The organism is Candidatus Nomurabacteria bacterium (assembly GCA_023898425.1).
GTDB lineage: Bacteria > Patescibacteriota > Patescibacteriia > 2-12-FULL-60-25 > 2-12-FULL-60-25 > HK-STAS-PATE-2.
In genome coordinates this window covers 364,712-382,508 of sequence record CP060222.1, presented here as the reverse complement: position 1 = coordinate 382,508, position 17,797 = coordinate 364,712, and the positions used below count along the sequence as shown (strand labels likewise).

Sequence of the window (17,797 nt, the reverse complement as noted above, 5' to 3'; positions counted from 1 at the left end):
CACCCCCTACCCCCGCCCGACTACGCAGAGCCTTCGTCGGGCGACCCCTTCCCACGTTTGTGGAAGGGGCTTGTCTGTTCTGAGTCAGAACTGAAGCTAAAACCAAAGACCCCTTCCTAGATGTGGGAAGGGGTCGGTTGGCACATATCTATAACAACCAATACATGTGATAACCGGGGGTAGGGGGTGCGCGGCTGCGTTGGCCTGCCCCTCCCCTATACAAAAAGACCAATAAACACTATCATCCGCCACATGAATTACATTATCACCGAGACCCTGCCGGAGCGCGATTATGAGCTCTTGGACAGTGGAGACGGCGAAAAACTTGAGCGTTTTGGCAAATATGTGACGGCGCGGCCTGATCCGCAGGCGCTTTGGCCAAAACGTGACTTAGATCTCTGGAAGCGCGCGAGTGCTGTTTTTGGGCATACTTCGGGCGAACAGCGTGCCAAAGGGGCTGATAAGGGCGAATGGGAGCTCAAAACCCGGCTCGACGAGCGTTGGAAGGCGACTATTGGCGAAATCACGTTTTGGATTCGTCTTTCGAGTTTTAAGCATGTTGGCGTCTTTCCAGAGCATGAGCCAAGTTGGGCATGGATGATGAAGACCATTACCGAGGCAAAGCGTCCGATTAAGGTACTCAATCTCTTTGGTTATACGGGTGGCGCATCATTGGCGGCTGCCAAGGCTGGAGCTGAGGTTGTGCATGTTGATGCTTCAAAAACCGCCATCAAAGCGGCTCGCGAAAATGCAGAGGCTTCTGGTTTGGCAGAAAAACCTATTCGTTGGATTCTCGAAGACGCTGCCACTTTTGTTGAACGTGAGTTGCGCCGTGGCAATACCTATGACGCGATTATCATGGATCCGCCAGCTTTTGGTCACGGTGCCAATGGCGAGATTTGGAAAATCGAAAAAGATTTGATTCCGCTCGTCAAAAACTGTGCAGCTATTTTAAACGAGAAGCCTTTGTTTATGTTGATGAACGGATATGCGGCTGGATATTCTGCGCTTGCCTATAAGCAAATCATGGAATCCTGCTTAAACCGTGGAGGCTCTACAGAAATCGGCGAATTAACCATTAAAGAATCCGGCTCAAACCCGCGTAATCTCCCTGCCGGCATTTTTGCCCGCTGGACACCCTAATATGAGCTACCCTATCGAAGTCCTCTACGAAGATAATCACTTGATTGCCGTTGTTAAACCACCAGGTGCCCTTATCCAAGCAGACGAATCTGACGAACGTTGTTTGATGGATGATGTGAAAGATTATCTCAAAAGCAAATATCAAAAACCCGGTAACGTGTTTTTGGGATTGATTCATCGCCTTGATCGCAATGTCACCGGCATCGTTGTCTTTGCCAAAACGAGCAAAGGCGCGTCACGCCTCTCCGAACAATTTCGTAAGCGAGATATCACCAAGACTTATCACGCGCTCGTAGAAGGTCACCTCGAGCGTCCACATGGCACGCTTATCAATATGCTTGATAAAGAAGAGCATAAGCGTATTGCCTACGAATCCCCAAAAGGCAAAGAAGCAAAACTTTCGTATAAAGTCATTAAAGAGCTAGGCGAAAATACCTTGGTAGAAATCGAACTCTATACCGGACGCTTTCATCAAATCCGCGCGCAATTTGGCTTAATCAATCATCCCCTTGTTGGTGATTATAAATACGGCGCCGACACGACGCTTCCTAACCAAGAGATCGCTCTTGCTGCCACCAAACTCGCTTTTCAAACAGCGACCGGTGAAAAAGAAGTTGTGCTCGAGATTCCCATTCCGACCTGGCATCCGACGAAAGAATAAAGCAAAATCCCACCAATCGGTGGGATTTTATAAATCATAGCTTTAATATCATTTTGTCTAGTCTGTCAGATAATTCATCTAACTTACCAGATAACTTTTCGAGGTTTTGTTTGATTGTAAATAACTCACTTAAAACATTAAAGATAAGCAACACTAGAAATAAGCGAAAATCAAAATATGACAACACCAAACCAATTGTAATATACGCAACAAGATCTACAAGAAACTCTTTCTTTGATTTATTAAAGATATTCATAATTACGCATTCTTCAACTTCTCAACATCCAATCTCTTCATCTCGAGCATGGCGTCTGACATGCGTTTGAATTTTTCTTTATCGGTCGTCGCCATCATTTCATTCATTTCATAAGGGACGATCTGCCAGCTTACGCCGTATTTATCTTTTATCCAGCCACATTGCTCTGCTTCTGGCACCGCAGAAAGATGGTCGTAAAAATAATCCATCTCTTCTTGCGAATCACAGTTTACAATCAACGAAACACCTTCATTAAAGGTATAGCCATGCGCTTCTCCGCTATCCATCGCAACGAGCCATTGGTCGCCGATCTTGATTTCGCTAAACATCACCGTACCTTCTTTGTCATTTGGCATGCCGGCTGGATAGTAAGCCGTCTGACCGCGCTTTGAGCCCTTAAATACGGATTCATAGAATGACATCGCCTCGTCTGCTTTGCCACAAACAGCTTCGGTAAACAAAAGTCCCGGCATAATAAGCGGACGTTCGTCGCCGACAGGATCGGTCAAAAGCAATTGCCATGAATTACCAAATCTATCTTGCAACCAACCATAACGCTTACAAAACGAATATTCACCGATAGGCATTAAGACCTTGCCGCCCTCAACTAATGCATTCCAAATTTCATCGATGCGCGTTGCTGCCTCAGGATCTTGCGATGGATCAAAATTCACCATCAGCGATATCGACGGATTCATCTTGAAAAACGGACCGGCAGAAATTGAAGCAACCTCATAGTTCATGATAGTGAAATTCACGATCTCAGCATTACCTGAAGGTGTACCGGGCAGGGTGACACTAAAGCCCATTTTTGAATTCGGAAAATAGACGTATAAAACTCAGCCGCTTGGCGAGCCTCTTTATCGAACCAGAGATGCGGCACGATCTTTTGGGTGAAGTTATTCATAATGATGAGTGTATCCATACAAATACCAACCGTCTAGGTTAACCTTGTTACAAAGGCGAGGCCCTTTGTCACCCCGAGCGCAGCGCTAGCGGAGCCGAGGGGACTCGCAGTCAGCTACGAGATTTCTCCACTCCTCGTCGGACTCGGTCGGTCGAAATGACAAATGCAACTGTCATCCCGAGCAACCGGAGTACTAGCGTAGGGCGTCGAGGGATTGACAAACCATTCAGTCCATGGAACGGAGTAGATACACTACACCGACCATGACTACGATACAACCTCGAGAACTCCTCAAAAAATACTTTGGATACGATGATTTTCGTACAGAACAAGAAGAAATCATCAATCATATTCTCGCTGGTCGTGATGCGCTCGTTTTAATGCCAACCGGTGGAGGCAAATCTCTTTGTTATCAAATCCCAGCACTGGCAATGAATGGCGTCACGCTCGTTGTCTCCCCTCTTATTGCGCTCATGAAAGATCAGGTGGATGCATTGCGCGCAAACGGTATCCCGTCGGCATTTATTAATAGTTCGCTCACATCATCAGCGATTGCGGATATTCAACGTCAATTACACGCGGGTGAAATCAAGTTGCTCTATGTTGCGCCAGAACGACTCGCGTCTCAAGAATTTCAATGGTTTTGCAATCGATCACCGTGTCGCTTATTGCCATTGACGAAGCGCATTGTATTTCAGAATGGGGCCATGATTTTCGCCCTGACTATCGCACGCTCAAAGATATTCGTGCGTTATTACAAAATGTTCCGCTAATTGCGCTTACCGCCACAGCAAATGACCGCGTACGCCAAGATATCATTGATCAACTAGGGCTTGAGAGCGGGCGTGTGTTTGTTGGAAGCTTTAATCGCACCAATCTCACTTATCGTATTCGACCAAAGAAAAAAGCCATCGAATCACTTTTGCCTATTTTGCATAAACGACGGGGTCAGTCGATTATTATCTATACGCTCTCTCGTAATAGCACCGAAAAGCTCGCGGATGAGCTTTGTCTCAATGGCTTGCCGGCGCTCGCCTATCACGCAGGACTTGATCAAAAAACACGACAAGCAAGTCAAGAAAAGTTTATTCGTGACGAGGTACAGATTATCGTCGCAACGGTGGCTTTTGGGATGGGCGTAAACAAACCAGACGTACGCCTCGTGGTTCACATGGATTTACCGCCATCTATCGAAGCGTATTACCAAGAAACAGGCCGCGCTGGACGTGATGGCTTGCCAAGCGACTGTCTTCTTTTCTTTTCTCTCGGTGATCGCAGTAAACGCGAATGGTTTATTCGACAAATGGCCGATCACAAAGAACGTGAGCGCGCCTACTTGCAACTCAATACCATGGTGGACTATGCCAGCAGTACTGCCTGTCGTCGCAAAACGCTATTAAACTACTTTGGTGAAGCGTGGACAAAGCAAAATTGCGGTCAATGCGATAGCTGTCTTCCTCAAGAGCAATCATCAACAGAATCCTTCGTTGAATTTAACGAAGTCTTATTTGATAAACTTCGTGCTCTGCGTAAAGCCATCGCCGCAGAAAAAAATGTTCCACCTTATATCATTTTTGGCGATAAAACCCTTCAACAAATGGCCCAAGTCTATCCGCAGTCTCCGGAGTCTATGTTAAAAATTACGGGTGTCGGTAAAGAAAAATTCACACAATTTGGCGAAGCATTTATCCATGTCATCCAAACATTTGCTCTTGAAAACGATCTTGTAGAACAACCCATCTATACTCGCATCACAAAGCCCACCGTTTCAAAAGGAAAAGCAAAAATAAGTGACACCATCGAAGAAACACATCGTTTATTTCAACAAGGTCTCTCATTACCAGAAATCGCCTCACGACGCGGTCTCGTTATTGGCACCATCGCGCAACATATCGAAAAACTTCTTGAAACAGGCGTACTACTTAAACTCGACAACGAAAGACTCGGACTTACAGAAAAATCAGCAAAAGATATCTTTGACGCTTTCGATAAAGTGGGAAAATGGGCATTAACACCCGCCTACAATCATCTCAAAGAAGCCTATTCCTACGACGAGATCAGACTTGCAAGAATCCTCTATACGATAAAATAGTCGTTTTGACGTCGCTTCTAACCTATGATTAGCTCCTGCTAGCACTTTTTGAAAGGGACGACTGTGCCAGCTGATCCAACCGTCAAAGAAACCATCCTCACGCTTCGTCGTGCAATCGATCATGTTTTATTGATCTGCGATTATGCAGAAAAATGTCATATCGTTCTACGAACAGAACGAGAGATGCTCTATGCACGTGTGCCTGTTTGTGTAGATTTTCCGCAATCAGAAGAGATGTATCGCATCAGTGCCAGAACCATGGTTCGCGAGCATGAGGTCAAAGGTCGTTGGTCTATGCAAATGGCCTTGTACTGCGGAAACCATATCAAGAGACAGTGGAGCCACGTTGCCTATCTCCAATGCGATCTCCACTATCCAAATGGATCACGCTATAGCATCCACATCGACGAAAGAGACGACCAACTCAAGAATCTCCTTGGCGTCACCGAGTGCGCAACCGTTTACCAAACATTCAATACCCATACTCGACTTGCGGTACCCATCGCTGATCGAAAACGGTATGAGCGAATATTGATGAGACTTCTACAGCTCTATGCCGAACAGCCACAAGACCTTACTCACCCGCGTGAAGACGAGGCACAAGTCGCACACCACTGACACTCAAAAGAGCGCACCCATTGGCGCGCTCTTTTTCATTTTCTTGATTAGTGCTTTTTCGGCAATCCCCATCTCCATGAGGGCTTTTCACCTTTGAGATAACAGATACGAATAAGTGTTATCGTAAGCAATGCAATCGGTAGAACAAAGGTAAACATTACTTCGCTATTAGACGAACGCTCGTCAATCGTAAAAGCAAATAAGGCAATCAATACAAGATACACCGCAATAACGGCCCATCCTTGCCACTTTACGGGCACCCAGCCATAGCCATAGAGCTTTGCTTTAAACCAATAGCCTTGTGGATTGTCTTTTAAGTATGCAATATAGTCTTTCATCATATTAAAATAACCATACTCGTATATGCGGGTTTTGTACAGTTAACGCTGTATAGCATTGACTTTATCATTAAAATATGTTTTTCTTCTGACAGAACTTTCATGAACCAGGAGTTGTCATGCGTCCATTTGTAAATACGTACTTTAAGGAGCAGGTACTCAAACACAGGCTCATACCCAAAATCATCACAAACGAAATTCTTCGCATCGCATTGATCGCAGAAGAAGAACGCATCACCTGCAATGGTAGTATGGTACGAACTGATGGCGAGTCTGGACTACTCATCTCTTTTTCGGAACGTCGAGGACCTTCTGAGGTAGCCCTTCAGATCTATTGGTCTCCCGTACAAGTCCATGGCAATGAGACGGTCTGCACAATCTCTTTACGATGCGGCGAACCTCATTCGCTCAATCCGCATTATCGAGCTTTGCTAAAACTGAGTACAAGCCCAGGATTGCCCCTCCAATATGATATCTCCGTAGAAGGCAGAGATTCTAAACTGCAGGATCGTTTGCAAATTCCTGACGAGCTCAAAACGCTGAAGTCTGATTCATATTACTTCGCTGAGATGCGCCTCGAAACACGCGAGCTCTACGAAGAAACGCTAAGACTCTTGTTGCGTGTCTACGTTGACCAACCAACGGACATGATCACTCAACAATACGCTTACGCGTCCATCAGCTAAGGAGCTTCTCCTAATCAAAAAGCGCAACATCCTACTAGATGTCGCGCTTTTTTCGATCACTTATTTTTACGTGTGAAAAGGTTAATAAGTTCATTAATCGCAGCAATAACGGGAACAAATAATACCCCACCCAAAGCGGCAAGACCAAGAAGACTAAGACTCATGTTAATAACTCTTATTAAAGTCATCATGCGTTGGACTTCTTGCGGAGAAGAGTTCGCTACGGAAAATATAGATGCGAAATAAAAACTCGCTATTGCCCACAAACCAATAATAATCGGCAATGCAACAATAGAGATGACAAATATTCGAAGTAACAAGCTCTCTTTTTTTGGTGTTACCACCTCAGCCTCTGTTGAACTCTGCGGTTTAATATCTAGAATAGCCATAGTATGTTTAGAGTATTTAATGATTAATTGTAAATGCTTATCCCTTTTTACGGTGCTACAAACCCAGGACTTTTTGCAGCTAACTGAAGAACTTTTTTTAATGTAGGAAGATGCAAGTCTTCTATTTTTTTAAAACGAATGCAGCTCTTTCCAACGCTCACCTTGCCAAGGTCATCCTTAAATTTTTCTGCAAAATATTCTTTTCCGTCGATAGCACAAACGTAAATGCTGATATAATTCTTTTGATTCGCCATCGCAATCGTAGGCCAAAGAATCTGTTCTTTTTTATAATTTACATACGGAAAAGAACCATACCCAAGCATATTATAGGCAAAATGCGGCTTGAGTTTTGGCACGGATTTTTGAATAAACGTATGCAAAAAGTCTATCGCTTCTTTTCTGTCTGCCGGAACAGAAGCGAGATATTCTTTTACGTTTGTAGGCTTTACCTTTTTAAACATATTCATATGCTGCAGCAAATTATCTAACGATGCTATTTTCTTAAAATCTTTTCCATTGGTCGACCTTTTGCCAACTCATCAACCAACTTATCTAGATAGCGAATCTCACGCATCAATGGCACTTTGATTTCTTCAAGACGAACACCGCAAATAGTTCCTGTAATCAATGACCGCGAAGGATTCATCTTTTTTGCCTCTGCAAAGAACGTCTCAAAATCTACTTGCTTTTTTATTTGTGATTCGAGTTGTTTTTGCGTATAGCCCGTCAACCAACGAATAACTTCGTCAACTTCGTCTTTCGTGCGGCCTTTTTTCTCCCCCTTCGCAATATAAAGAGGATAGACACTCGAAAAGGCCATTTTGTAGACACGGTGATTACGTTCGTCTTTCATAAAGAGAGAATAGCTTAAATAACAACAAAAAACCACCACTTGCGTGATGGTTTAATCAAACTAAGGACACTGAGCAAATTCGCAGTTTGGACCCGTTCGCCCTACGGCTGAGCCATCGCTACAGACCTTTGCATCTTGATTACATACTTTTGGTGGTGCAGAAACTCCGCTAAACGTGACAGGAATTTCGAGAGCATCATCATTTTGTGGCAAATCAGAGGGGTTGTCTTTCTTTAAGATGAGGGTACCACGATTACTATAAATATCTTTCTCTGTCGTATACGTAAGCGTTGCTTCGTACGGTACAAATTCGGTTGTCATCCAATCCCCTTTAGCTTGCGCAACACCTTGGGCAATAATCTTCCCATCCCAATCCGTCAAAAATATCGGAAAGCTCGCTTCAAAAAACCAATTTCCTCGTGCCTCGCCTTTGATGATAAGCGGACTTGAAATCGATTGATTTGGACGAGGTGAATCGATACGAATAAGATCTGACTTCTCGAGTTCATTGCCAATATACTCTGTATAGTTCGTTCCGTTTGCACGACATTGTCGAGGATAAGACTCCATCACCGGATTACCTGCAGCAACACATTCGGCAAAAGTAGTGGCGACGGCCGTTTGAGACTGCCAAATAACGCCTGTTATCCCAGGAATTCGTAAGAGATTGGTTTCGACGATAGGTTTACAGCTACAAAGCGTAATAGATACACCCGCCCAGCCATCAATCGCCGGGATCGAGACGATCCCATTATTTACCGTAATCTCAGACTGATCTAATACCGTTTGACACATGCCCGTTGTCGCGGCGTGGATCGTCTCTTTCACTAACTGGGTAATGGTAGGATTTTGTTCGAGAGTACTCGTTGTCCGCTCAACGGTAAGAGTCTTTTTATAACCCTCGCTATCCATTTGGTCACCATTACAATACCTTATGGAATCCTCTACAGAAGTCACATAAGACAGTGTCGTTACTGCTACAGGAACGACTTGTTGATTCTGCCACAGCAGAAAAGCACCGCCGCCTAATAAAAAGCTAGCAACAACAAGTACCGCGATATAATATGTGGAGATTTTCATTACTTATGGATACTCCTTTAACGTAAAGCTGTATAGAGTCATTCAAAATCATTATTCTTCCAAATTACAAACAAAAAACCACCACTTGTGTGATGGTTTGATGATGGCTCCGAGGGGGGGATTCGAACCCACGACCAAAGGATTAACAGTCCTCTGCTCTACCACTGAGCTACCTCGGAATAGTAAGTTGTGTCGGAATACTATCGTTTTGTGCCAAGATGGTCAAGATGTGGAAAACATACCTGAAACACTTGCCATTTTTGCCATTTTAAGGTATTCTCAGCGCAATTTTCTATGGAACACGGCAATGTAATCGTCCGCTTTCAGGACGTCACCTACGGGTACGATGAACAACACCCAACGCTTGAAGAAGCGAGTTTTTCGGTTCGCGAAGACTCAAAAATCACGCTCATGGGTCAAAATGGGGCTGGTAAATCCACGTTATTTAAGTTGATGCTCGGCGAGCTTAAGCCACTCGAAGGCAAAATCCATATTCGTGATAATGCCAAAATTGCCATCGGTTTACAGGTCATGGCAAAAGAAAACCTCGATAAAACCGTTCGCGAATACTTCGAGCAAGCGTTTGAGGAGACAAAATACGATCTCGATAAACGCATTAAAGATGTCCTCGAAGTCGTCAATCTTGATACCCCTCTCGATAAGGTTTTAAAGGCATTCTCAGGTGGCCAGCTCGCTCGTCTACTTTTAGCGTATGCATTGATTCAGGAACCAGATATTTTACTTCTTGATGAGCCTACAAATAATCTTGATACCGAAGGCATCGAGCATCTCACCGGTTTTTTGATGATGTATCCAAAAACGGTCATCGTTATTTCTCACGATGCGGATTTCTTAAATGCCTTTACCGAAGGCGTGCTTCATCTTGATAGCTATACGCACAAAGTCGAACAATACGTTGGTAACTATTACAACGTGGTAGAAGAAATCGCAGCCCGTCTCGAACGTGAACGCATGCAAAATGCCCGTATGGAAAAATCCATTCAAGATCGCAAAGATAAAGTAAACTTCTTTGCAAACAAGGGTGGTAAGATGCGTAAACTCGCTTCAAAACTTCGCGATCAAATCGAAGAAGCAGAAGAAAACATGGTAGACGAACGCCAAGAAGATAAAACGATTCGTGAATTTACCATTCCTTGCCAAGAATACAAAGAAGAGATCGTACGCATTAAATCTGTACGTATTATCAAACAACACGAACCTTACCGCGCCGAAGTAGATCTTGGTTTGCGTCGTGGCCGAAAACTTCTTATCTCAGGTCCAAACGGTATTGGTAAATCAACACTCTTGAGACATCTTGCTGACAATGATGATACAGGTGCGGTTATTGGCGAAGGCGTAAGCGTTGGTTACTATCGCCAAGATTTCTCTGGACTAGACTTTAATCAAACCGTCTACGAATCCATGGCAGAAGTGTACGGGGTAGAAGACAAAGAAGTGATTTATGCGACGGCAGCGCAATTCTTGATCCCTTCAAAGATCATGCATAATAAGATCGGATCCTTGTCCGAAGGCCAAAAAGGACTCCTCTGTTTTGCTCGTTTTGTTCTACAAAAACCTGCTCTACTTATTCTTGATGAACCTACGAACCATATTAACTTTCGTCACTTACCTGTCATTGCCAAAGCTCTTGATGCTTTCGAGGGCGTAGTGATCGTCGTAAGTCATATGCCAGACTTCGTAAGTCAAATTACCTTTAACGAATTCCTTGATCTCAGCACCCTCCTCAAGCGCGCTGAACCTGAGCTCTAAAAACAAAAACCCCGCCTTTTCAGCTGGGTTTTTGTTTGTTACTGTGTCGATGACTCGTACCAAGAGGTTCCCGTGCCATCACCCATCATGACATCAGAAGAACGCTATGCCCTTTCTCACGAAGAGCTCGAGAAGATCCGTGTTCTTGATACCGAACTCACAACACTGATTCATGCAAAAGGAGACTATGCTATCGGTGTCCTGAGAAGCAAGAGACCTGTTACCGATCTCGAAGTCGCCTTCTTGCAAGAACTCACCCGAGCAGAAAAACTCATTATCGCAATGGGTTGCGGCAATTTTAGCTTTGGCTATTCAGCAAACTTCTTTAGACATCCGCCAACAACCATGGCTGCTGGACACCTAGACAAAGCTCACTGCATCATAACCCTGCTCTCAGATCACTTCGCGCTTGTAGGCGAACAAAATAATCCCCAAGCACGCTATGATCGCATCTGGAAAGCTTTTGGCGATCTATTCTATAGCGAAGACAATAGACGTCTTCTCGCTTTTTACCACATGGATCCGCCCAGAGAACGTTCCTACTACAGCTACTGAAAAACCTCCCAATCGGGAGGTTTTCTGAACTTTTCCCTCCCCATCGCGTTGCTTGGGGTATCCCTTTCCACATTCGTGGACAGGGAGATATGGATTTTTTATAAACACTGTATTAAATCCGCATCCCCTTTTTCACGAACGTGAAAGAGGTGCCGAGCGAAGCGATGGCGGAGAAAGTCTAGTAATCCGCAAGTCTTCGAATCAATGGATGGTTTTGAATCTTCTCAAGAGCCTTGGCTTCAATCTGACGAATACGTTCACGAGTAACATCAAATTCTTTACCTACTTCTTCAAGTGTATGAGAGACACCGTCTACAAGGCCAAAGCGCATTTCGAGAATCTTTTGTTCACGTGGATTAAGATCTTTAACAATCTCATTCACATAATCCTTCAAGAGTTGGAGCGCTGCCGAACGATCAGGTGTGACATTCTTTACGTCTTCGATAAAGTCTTCAAGTGTTGAGTCTTCGTCATCATCACCAACGGAGGTTTCAAGTGAGACCGTGTCTTGTGAAATTTTGATAATGTGACGAACCTTGTCGAGATCCTGACCCATTTCTGCCGCGATTTCTTCTGGCATTGGTTCACGACCAAGTTCTTGGATCAATTCACGTTCAATTTGCTGGAACTTGTTGATCGTCTCAACCATATGCACCGGAATACGAATGGTACGACTCTGATCAGCGAGAGCACGTGTAATCGCTTGGCGAATCCACCACGTTGCATAGGTAGAGAATTTAAAACCTTTACGATATTCAAATTTCTTTACCGCTCTAAAGAGACCGATATTCCCTTCTTGAATCAAATCAAGGAGTGACAAACTTTTACCGGTAAACTTTTTTGCAATCGAGACAACAAGACGTAAGTTTGCTTCGATAAGCATTTGCTCTGCTTCTTTTTCGTTGCGTTCTTTGCGTTTTGCTAAAGCGACCTCTTCTTCTGCCGTAAGAAGTGGGATTTTACCAATCTCACGCAAATACATTTGGATAGAATCAGCCGTGAGGAGTTCTGAAGGATCTACGCGACCGCGACGCTCATCAATACTATGTAATGTATGCAAAATTTGATCGCGTTCTTTTTGACGACCAAGAATACCTTCTTTTTGCTCAACGATTGTTACACCAGCGCCATCAAGACGGTCGATAAAAGCTTCGTAAACATCAATATAGTCTTCTACCTCAGAAAAGGTATAAAGTACTTCATTTTCTGTTAAAAAACCACGTGCTTTTGCTTTTTCAAATAATCGATCAATAACTTCATCAGATGGAGGTAAAGATTTTTTATATGGTACGCGAACAGCCGGCGTTGCTTTTACCGTTGTCTTTTTTGCTTTTGTTGTTGGCTTTTTTGCTGAGCTCTTTGATGCTATTGTTGCGGGCTTCAAAGGCTTCTTCGCAGTCTTCTTGGGCGAAGGTTTTGTTGGTTTAAATGCTTTTGGCATTTTAGGGGACGTTTTTTTAACAGATTTAGGAGCCTTGGCTGCTGGCTTAGCAGTTTTCGCTTTTGTCTTTGTGGCTTTTACAGCCTTTGTCGTTGTACTTTTCTTCGTTGGCATATCCCTTGCCAGCACAAAGGTATTCTCTGTTGTGCCAGTATTAAGTCAGTTTTTGAAACTGTTCGAGAAGCGCCGTCATACGTTCTTGATCGTTGAGGCGTTCTGCTTCTCGCATCTGTTGTTCAAGATGTCGGCGTTGTTGTTTCTTCAGGCGGTCCTGAAGTGCGGCGACATCTCTCTGTAGTTCTCGCTTGAGTTGCTCAAGCGATTGCCCCTGGAATTCACGCTCTGCATAAAACGCGAGAGCGTCGAAGGTCTTCGTCTCTTCTGGCGCCAGGGTGGCCGGAGGACGGATGCCCGTCGCAATATTGGACGGAGATTCTTGACGTGACTGAGTATAGGCTGTCACCAGAGCTCTGTAAAGCTGCAATAGATCGTTTTTCTCAAATGACGGCGTATTCCAATCGCATTCTTGCAATAGAATATCAGGATTCTGCTTAAAACAAAGGCACATCGCCAAAATCCGCTCTTCCTGCGCATGAATCCAAGCAAGTTCTGGATCTTCAGGAATAATACGCGGAGCCTCCCCTTCTTCTGTAGATGGTAAAGGCGTATTATATTTTTTTACTTTCTCCTGTTTTTGCAAAACCTCCTCTAATGCCCCCAAGCTTGTATCAAGATCTTTGGCGAGTCGACGCATCCAGTGATCACGCTCAACAGCATCAGCGATACGACTTATTTCTGGCAAAATCATTTTTACAATTTCTTTTTTACCCTCTGGTGTTGAGGGTGACCCAGCTCGAAAACCCATTCGATACACCCATTCCATAATAGGGATTGCATTTTTAATCGCATCTCTCCACAATTGCGGATCTTTTCGTACCGCTTCATCAGGATCTTTGCCGGCTTCAGGAGGAAGAAGAATTACTTTAATTGTAAAGTCTTGTGATCGCGCTAAATCCAAACCACGCAATGTCGCAGCAACACCCGCTGAGTCTTGATCAAAGGCAATAGCAATATTTGTTGTAAAGCGCTTAATTAAAAATAATTGCTCTCCCGTTAATGCTGTACCGCTAGAGGCTACAACATTTTGCACATCGTATTGATGCGAACCCACAACATCCATATTACCTTCGACGATAACAGCCATATCTTCTTGTCGGATAGCACCTTTTGCCTTGTCTAACCCATACAATACCGCAGACTTTTTATAAGCTGGTGTCTCTGGAGTATTTACGTATTTTGGCTGATCTTTTGCATCCGTTAAGATACGCGCCGTAAAACCAATTACATGCCCCTGAACATCCCAAATCGGAAACATAAGACGCCCTCTAAAACGATCATAAACACCGCTCCCCTTTTCACGTTTATTTGCGAGACCAGCTTGAATTAACTCCGTATCAGTCACGCCTTTTGTTTTTGCGTAATCCGCAAAAGCCGACCATTCATCAGGAGCGTATCCAAGTGAAAAAAGATCGGCCGTAAGCGTATCTACGCCACGCTTCTCAACATAAGCACGTGCAATTTCTGCATCTTGTGAGGTCTCGAGCGTAGAACGATAAAAACGACGCGCTAAATCATTTACTTCATATAAGCGCTGTTTACTATTGTACTCCGGCTTATGCTCAAATTCCGGAAGCGTAACACCAGCTTTTCCTGCCAAAAACTCAAGTGCTTCACGAAAACCAAATCCTTCCATTCTCTGTACAAAAGAAAAAATATCACCGCCTTCATCACAACCAAAACAATGCCAACTCTGACGAGGACGAGAAACAAAAAACGACGGCGTACGCTCATTGTGAAATGGGCAATTTGCCTTAAACGTGCCCGTTCCTGACGGTTTGAGGGGCAAATACTCCCCTACAATATCAGCAACATCGAGTCGTGATTTAATCTCTTGTACCGGGTCCATATACGCTTATTATCATACCGTACGAAAAAAGAACAAATCCAGAACATCCTTTTATCGCTAGCGTGTTCTTCCGTGTCTCCCCTTCTTTTCTACTTGTTTCTTTTCTTTGTCTGGCAATGCTGATTCGCGATTTCTTTTACGTAATTCGTTATCGAGTTGATTGATTTCGTCACGCAAAATGGCTGCTAATTCAAATTCAAGATTTTTTGCCGCTTCTTTCATTTCTTTTTCTTTTTTCTTGATAATATCCCCTAATGCATGCGAATCCGCTGTGAGCTCGAGTTTTAAAATCTCTTTAATATCTTTTTCGCTTGTTGATAGACCAAGAATCTCACGAAGATCATCAATCGCTTTGATAATCGTCTTTGGCGTGATCTTGTGTTTGATATTGTATGCAATTTGCTTAGCACGACGACGTTCTGTTTCTTTAATAGCACGATCAAGTGACCCGGTCATATTATCCGCATACAAAAGTACACGCCCACGAACATTACGGGCAGCACGTCCAATCGTTTGAATGAGGGATGTTTCTGATCGCAAGAAGCCTTCTTTGTCCGCATCCATAATCGCAACAAGAGAAACCTCCGGAAGATCAAGACCTTCACGCAATAAGTTAACACCCACGATAATGTCATACGTGCCTTTGCGAAACTCAGAAAGAATCTCAAGACGCTCCACTGTTTCAATGCCGCTATGCAAATAACGCACCTTCAAACCGCGCTCTGTCATAAACGTTGTTAAATCTTCTGACATCTTTTTCGTAAGCGTTGTAACAAGAATACGCTCACCTCGTTCGATAACTTCTGGAATACGATTATTTAACAAATCATGCACTTGACCTTCATAGGGCGAAGGCAAGTCAAATGGTAGCGTGATTGGTAAATCTCCCGCTTCATAATCACCTGGCGTTACCGGTAACAATACAACCTCCGGATCAATAAGACCCGTTGGACGAATAATTTGCTCAACAATGCGAGAAGAGTTTTCTTTTTCGTATTTACCTGGTGTCGCCGAAACAAGAATCGTTTTTCTTAATTTGTTTTCAAGTTCTGCAAAGCGTAATGGACGATTATCAGCCGCTGATGGTAAGCGAAAGCCGTGATCAATAAGTGACTGTTTACGCGCGCGATCACCTTCGGACATCCCACCAAGCTGTGGAACCGTGACATGAGACTCATCAATCACTACCAAAAAGTCATCAGGAAAATATTCAAAAAGCGTATCGGGCGGTGAACCTGGTTCGCGTCCAGAAAGCGTCTGAGAATAATTTTCTACGCCATTACAATAACCAAGTGTCTCGAGCAATTCTAAATCGTATTTCGTCTTACGCTCTAAACGTTCAGCTTCAAGGAGCTTGCCATTCTTTTCAAAGTATTCGAGTCGTTCTTTTAGCTCTTGGCGTATTTTTGCTAGGGCCTTTTCTCGTTCTTCTGGCGCAGTAATAAAGTGCTTGGCAGGAAATAACCAAAGATCTTTTTGTTGTTTTAGAAACTCTTTTGACACAGGATCTTGTTGATCGATGTGCTCAATATAGCCACGCGTCGCATCAATACGATAAATATGCTCTTCGTTAACCGGCATGATCTCGAGCAAGGTTCCGCGCATTCTAAAACTTCCACGCGTTAAATCTGTTTGCGTACGAGTAAATTGCATGTCGATCAATCGCTGTAAGATTTTTTCACGATCAAAATCATCACCAACCGTAAGATGCATGACCGTTTTTTCGTACTCTTTTGGTGACCCTAAACCATAGATACAAGAAACCGTGGCAACAATAATAACGTCTTTTCTTGTAAGGACGGCCTGTGTTGCAGCGTGACGTAAGCGATCAATCTCTTCGTTAATCTGTGCTTCTTTTTCGATATACGTATCAGAGCGAGCAATATAGGCTTCTGGCTGATAATAATCGTAATAAGACACAAAATACTCAACGGCATTATCCGGAAAGAACCGACGAAATTCATTACAAAGTTGAGCCGCGAGTGTTTTATTATGAGCAATAATAAGCGTAGGTTTTTGCACGCTTTGAATAACGTTTGCGATAGTAAACGTTTTACCTGTACCGGTTGCACCAAGTAGCGTCTGAAATCGCTCCCCTTTTTCTACACCCTCAATCAGGCCAGCAATTGCATCTGGCTGGTCTCCTGATGGCTGATAGGAGGACTTTAATTCAAATCGTTCGGACATGCGAGTATCATGCCTGCTTTAAGCTATTTCGTAAATAAAATAGCCCGCCATGAGAGACGGGCCCAGAATACTGCTAAAAGCTGTGTTATTCGTTGGCGTCGATAAGTTCGACGGTAATATGCATAAGCTCATCGGCTTGCGGGTATGATTCGTCACCAGTGTGGACGACGCCGCCTTCCGGATCCCCGGAACCTGGCGATGGCTGGCGCGATGGCTGATTCGCGCCTTCGCCAAGAGGCTCATTGATCTCGGTACCAAGGTCATAAAGCGCCACATCGGTCACCTGCGTGAGCGGTAAGGGATAGAATCCAGAAAACAACTCAATCCCATCAGCGTCCGACGCGTAGAAGGAGTCATTACTTATACCGAGCATGGTTGCGAGATGGAGTGACTGTCCAGGAGCAGCCGTGATTTCGAAGACAAACGACTGCCCAGGTCCAATGGCGCCTTCGAGATAGTCGACGCTATCGAGATTGAAAACACTCCCCAAAACCCCCATTTGGATGAAGGCACGCGCCAAAGGCAATGGATCACCGTCTTCAGCCAAAGTCTCGAGGCCAATACCACGATCAGACTCCCCAACGGTAAAAAGCAGATTTTCTTCGGAGCTTACGAAATAAGCACCTGGTGCGATCTGACCATCTTGCGAGATGTTTTCGATTGTCACACGAAAGTTGTACGACTGGTTATAGTGCGGCGTATCTGCACATGCACACAAAACCAAACCCATGAGGCCAATTACCCAACGTGATAGCATTTACACATCTCCTAGATGATAATGAACAGAATAATAAGATAGTCGTTTTAGCGTCACTTGTCAATTACCTTAATAAGAAAAAGAGCCCCGCATAGACG

The 17,797-nt window shown here is 44.1% G+C and carries 15 protein-coding genes, 1 tRNA gene and 2 pseudogenes; 7 read left to right on the top strand and 11 right to left on the bottom strand.

Annotated features, from left to right (window positions below):
- Nucleotides 1-252 precede the first annotated feature (252 nt).
- Both H6759_02230 and H6759_02225 read left to right on the top strand, forming a co-directional pair.
- On the top strand, nucleotides 253-1,143 hold the full coding sequence (locus H6759_02230) for a class I SAM-dependent methyltransferase (protein ID USN52858.1): 891 nt from the start codon (nucleotides 253-255) through the stop codon (nucleotides 1,141-1,143).
- Between the two features lies 1 nt (nucleotide 1,144).
- The gene (locus H6759_02225; GenBank protein USN52857.1) at nucleotides 1,145-1,804 is read left to right on the top strand and encodes an RluA family pseudouridine synthase; all 660 of its coding nucleotides are present in this window, start codon (nucleotides 1,145-1,147) and stop codon (nucleotides 1,802-1,804) included.
- A gap of 258 nt (nucleotides 1,805-2,062) precedes the next feature.
- Here the strand turns inward: H6759_02225 and H6759_02220 are convergent.
- A pseudogene (locus H6759_02220) lies at nucleotides 2,063-2,967 on the bottom strand (VOC family protein).
- Between the two features lie 263 nt (nucleotides 2,968-3,230).
- Here H6759_02220 and H6759_02215 point away from each other — a divergent pair.
- Nucleotides 3,231-5,059, top strand: a pseudogene (locus H6759_02215) (RecQ family ATP-dependent DNA helicase).
- Between the two features lie 63 nt (nucleotides 5,060-5,122).
- The gene (locus H6759_02210; GenBank protein ID USN52856.1) at nucleotides 5,123-5,677 is read left to right on the top strand and encodes a hypothetical protein; all 555 of its coding nucleotides are present in this window, start codon (nucleotides 5,123-5,125) and stop codon (nucleotides 5,675-5,677) included.
- A 47-nt stretch (nucleotides 5,678-5,724) separates the two neighbouring features.
- Here H6759_02210 and H6759_02205 read toward each other — a convergent pair whose 3' ends face one another.
- On the bottom strand, nucleotides 5,725-6,015 hold the full coding sequence (locus H6759_02205; protein ID USN53031.1) for a hypothetical protein: 291 nt from the start codon (nucleotides 6,013-6,015) through the stop codon (nucleotides 5,725-5,727).
- A gap of 119 nt (nucleotides 6,016-6,134) precedes the next feature.
- Between H6759_02205 and H6759_02200 the strand changes: the two genes are divergently transcribed.
- The gene (locus tag H6759_02200) at nucleotides 6,135-6,701 is read left to right on the top strand and encodes a hypothetical protein (GenBank protein ID USN52855.1); all 567 of its coding nucleotides are present in this window, start codon (nucleotides 6,135-6,137) and stop codon (nucleotides 6,699-6,701) included.
- A 56-nt stretch (nucleotides 6,702-6,757) separates the two neighbouring features.
- Here H6759_02200 and H6759_02195 read toward each other — a convergent pair whose 3' ends face one another.
- From H6759_02195 to H6759_02175, 5 genes are all read right to left on the bottom strand, one after another.
- Nucleotides 6,758-7,090: a hypothetical protein gene (locus tag H6759_02195; protein ID USN52854.1), complete on the bottom strand. Its 333-nt coding sequence runs from the start codon at nucleotides 7,088-7,090 to the stop codon at nucleotides 6,758-6,760.
- 47 nt (nucleotides 7,091-7,137) lie between these two features.
- Nucleotides 7,138-7,557, bottom strand: a complete 420-nt coding sequence (locus H6759_02190; protein USN52853.1) for a DUF1801 domain-containing protein — start codon at nucleotides 7,555-7,557, stop codon at nucleotides 7,138-7,140.
- A 26-nt stretch (nucleotides 7,558-7,583) separates the two neighbouring features.
- Nucleotides 7,584-7,943 carry a DUF2200 domain-containing protein gene (locus tag H6759_02185; protein USN52852.1) on the bottom strand — a complete coding sequence of 120 codons (360 nt, stop codon included), beginning with the start codon at nucleotides 7,941-7,943 and terminating at the stop codon, nucleotides 7,584-7,586.
- Between the two features lie 60 nt (nucleotides 7,944-8,003).
- A complete protein-coding gene (locus tag H6759_02180; GenBank protein USN52851.1) occupies nucleotides 8,004-9,023 on the bottom strand; it encodes a hypothetical protein in 1,020 nt (339 codons plus the stop codon).
- 104 nt (nucleotides 9,024-9,127) lie between these two features.
- A tRNA-Asn gene (locus H6759_02175) sits at nucleotides 9,128-9,202 on the bottom strand.
- A gap of 115 nt (nucleotides 9,203-9,317) precedes the next feature.
- Here H6759_02175 and H6759_02170 point away from each other — a divergent pair.
- Together H6759_02170 and H6759_02165 are read left to right on the top strand one after the other, a co-directional pair.
- Nucleotides 9,318-10,793: an ABC-F family ATP-binding cassette domain-containing protein gene (locus tag H6759_02170; protein USN52850.1), complete on the top strand. Its 1,476-nt coding sequence runs from the start codon at nucleotides 9,318-9,320 to the stop codon at nucleotides 10,791-10,793.
- Nucleotides 10,794-10,865: 72 nt separating this feature from the next.
- Nucleotides 10,866-11,348, top strand: a complete 483-nt coding sequence (locus H6759_02165) for a hypothetical protein (GenBank protein ID USN52849.1) — start codon at nucleotides 10,866-10,868, stop codon at nucleotides 11,346-11,348.
- Between the two features lie 178 nt (nucleotides 11,349-11,526).
- Here H6759_02165 and H6759_02160 read toward each other — a convergent pair whose 3' ends face one another.
- From H6759_02160 to H6759_02145, 4 genes are all read right to left on the bottom strand, one after another.
- Nucleotides 11,527-12,789, bottom strand: coding sequence for a sigma-70 family RNA polymerase sigma factor (locus H6759_02160; protein ID USN53030.1), 1,263 nt, complete (start codon nucleotides 12,787-12,789; stop codon nucleotides 11,527-11,529).
- A 154-nt stretch (nucleotides 12,790-12,943) separates the two neighbouring features.
- Nucleotides 12,944-14,755 carry a DNA primase gene (locus tag H6759_02155; GenBank protein USN52848.1) on the bottom strand — a complete coding sequence of 604 codons (1,812 nt, stop codon included), beginning with the start codon at nucleotides 14,753-14,755 and terminating at the stop codon, nucleotides 12,944-12,946.
- Nucleotides 14,756-14,812: 57 nt separating this feature from the next.
- Nucleotides 14,813-16,942, bottom strand: a complete 2,130-nt coding sequence (locus H6759_02150) for an excinuclease ABC subunit UvrB (protein USN52847.1) — start codon at nucleotides 16,940-16,942, stop codon at nucleotides 14,813-14,815.
- Between the two features lie 85 nt (nucleotides 16,943-17,027).
- Nucleotides 17,028-17,699 (bottom strand): spondin domain-containing protein, encoded by a 672-nt coding sequence (locus tag H6759_02145; GenBank protein ID USN52846.1) that lies wholly within the window; start codon nucleotides 17,697-17,699, stop codon nucleotides 17,028-17,030.
- Between the last annotated feature and the right edge of the window lie 98 nt (nucleotides 17,700-17,797).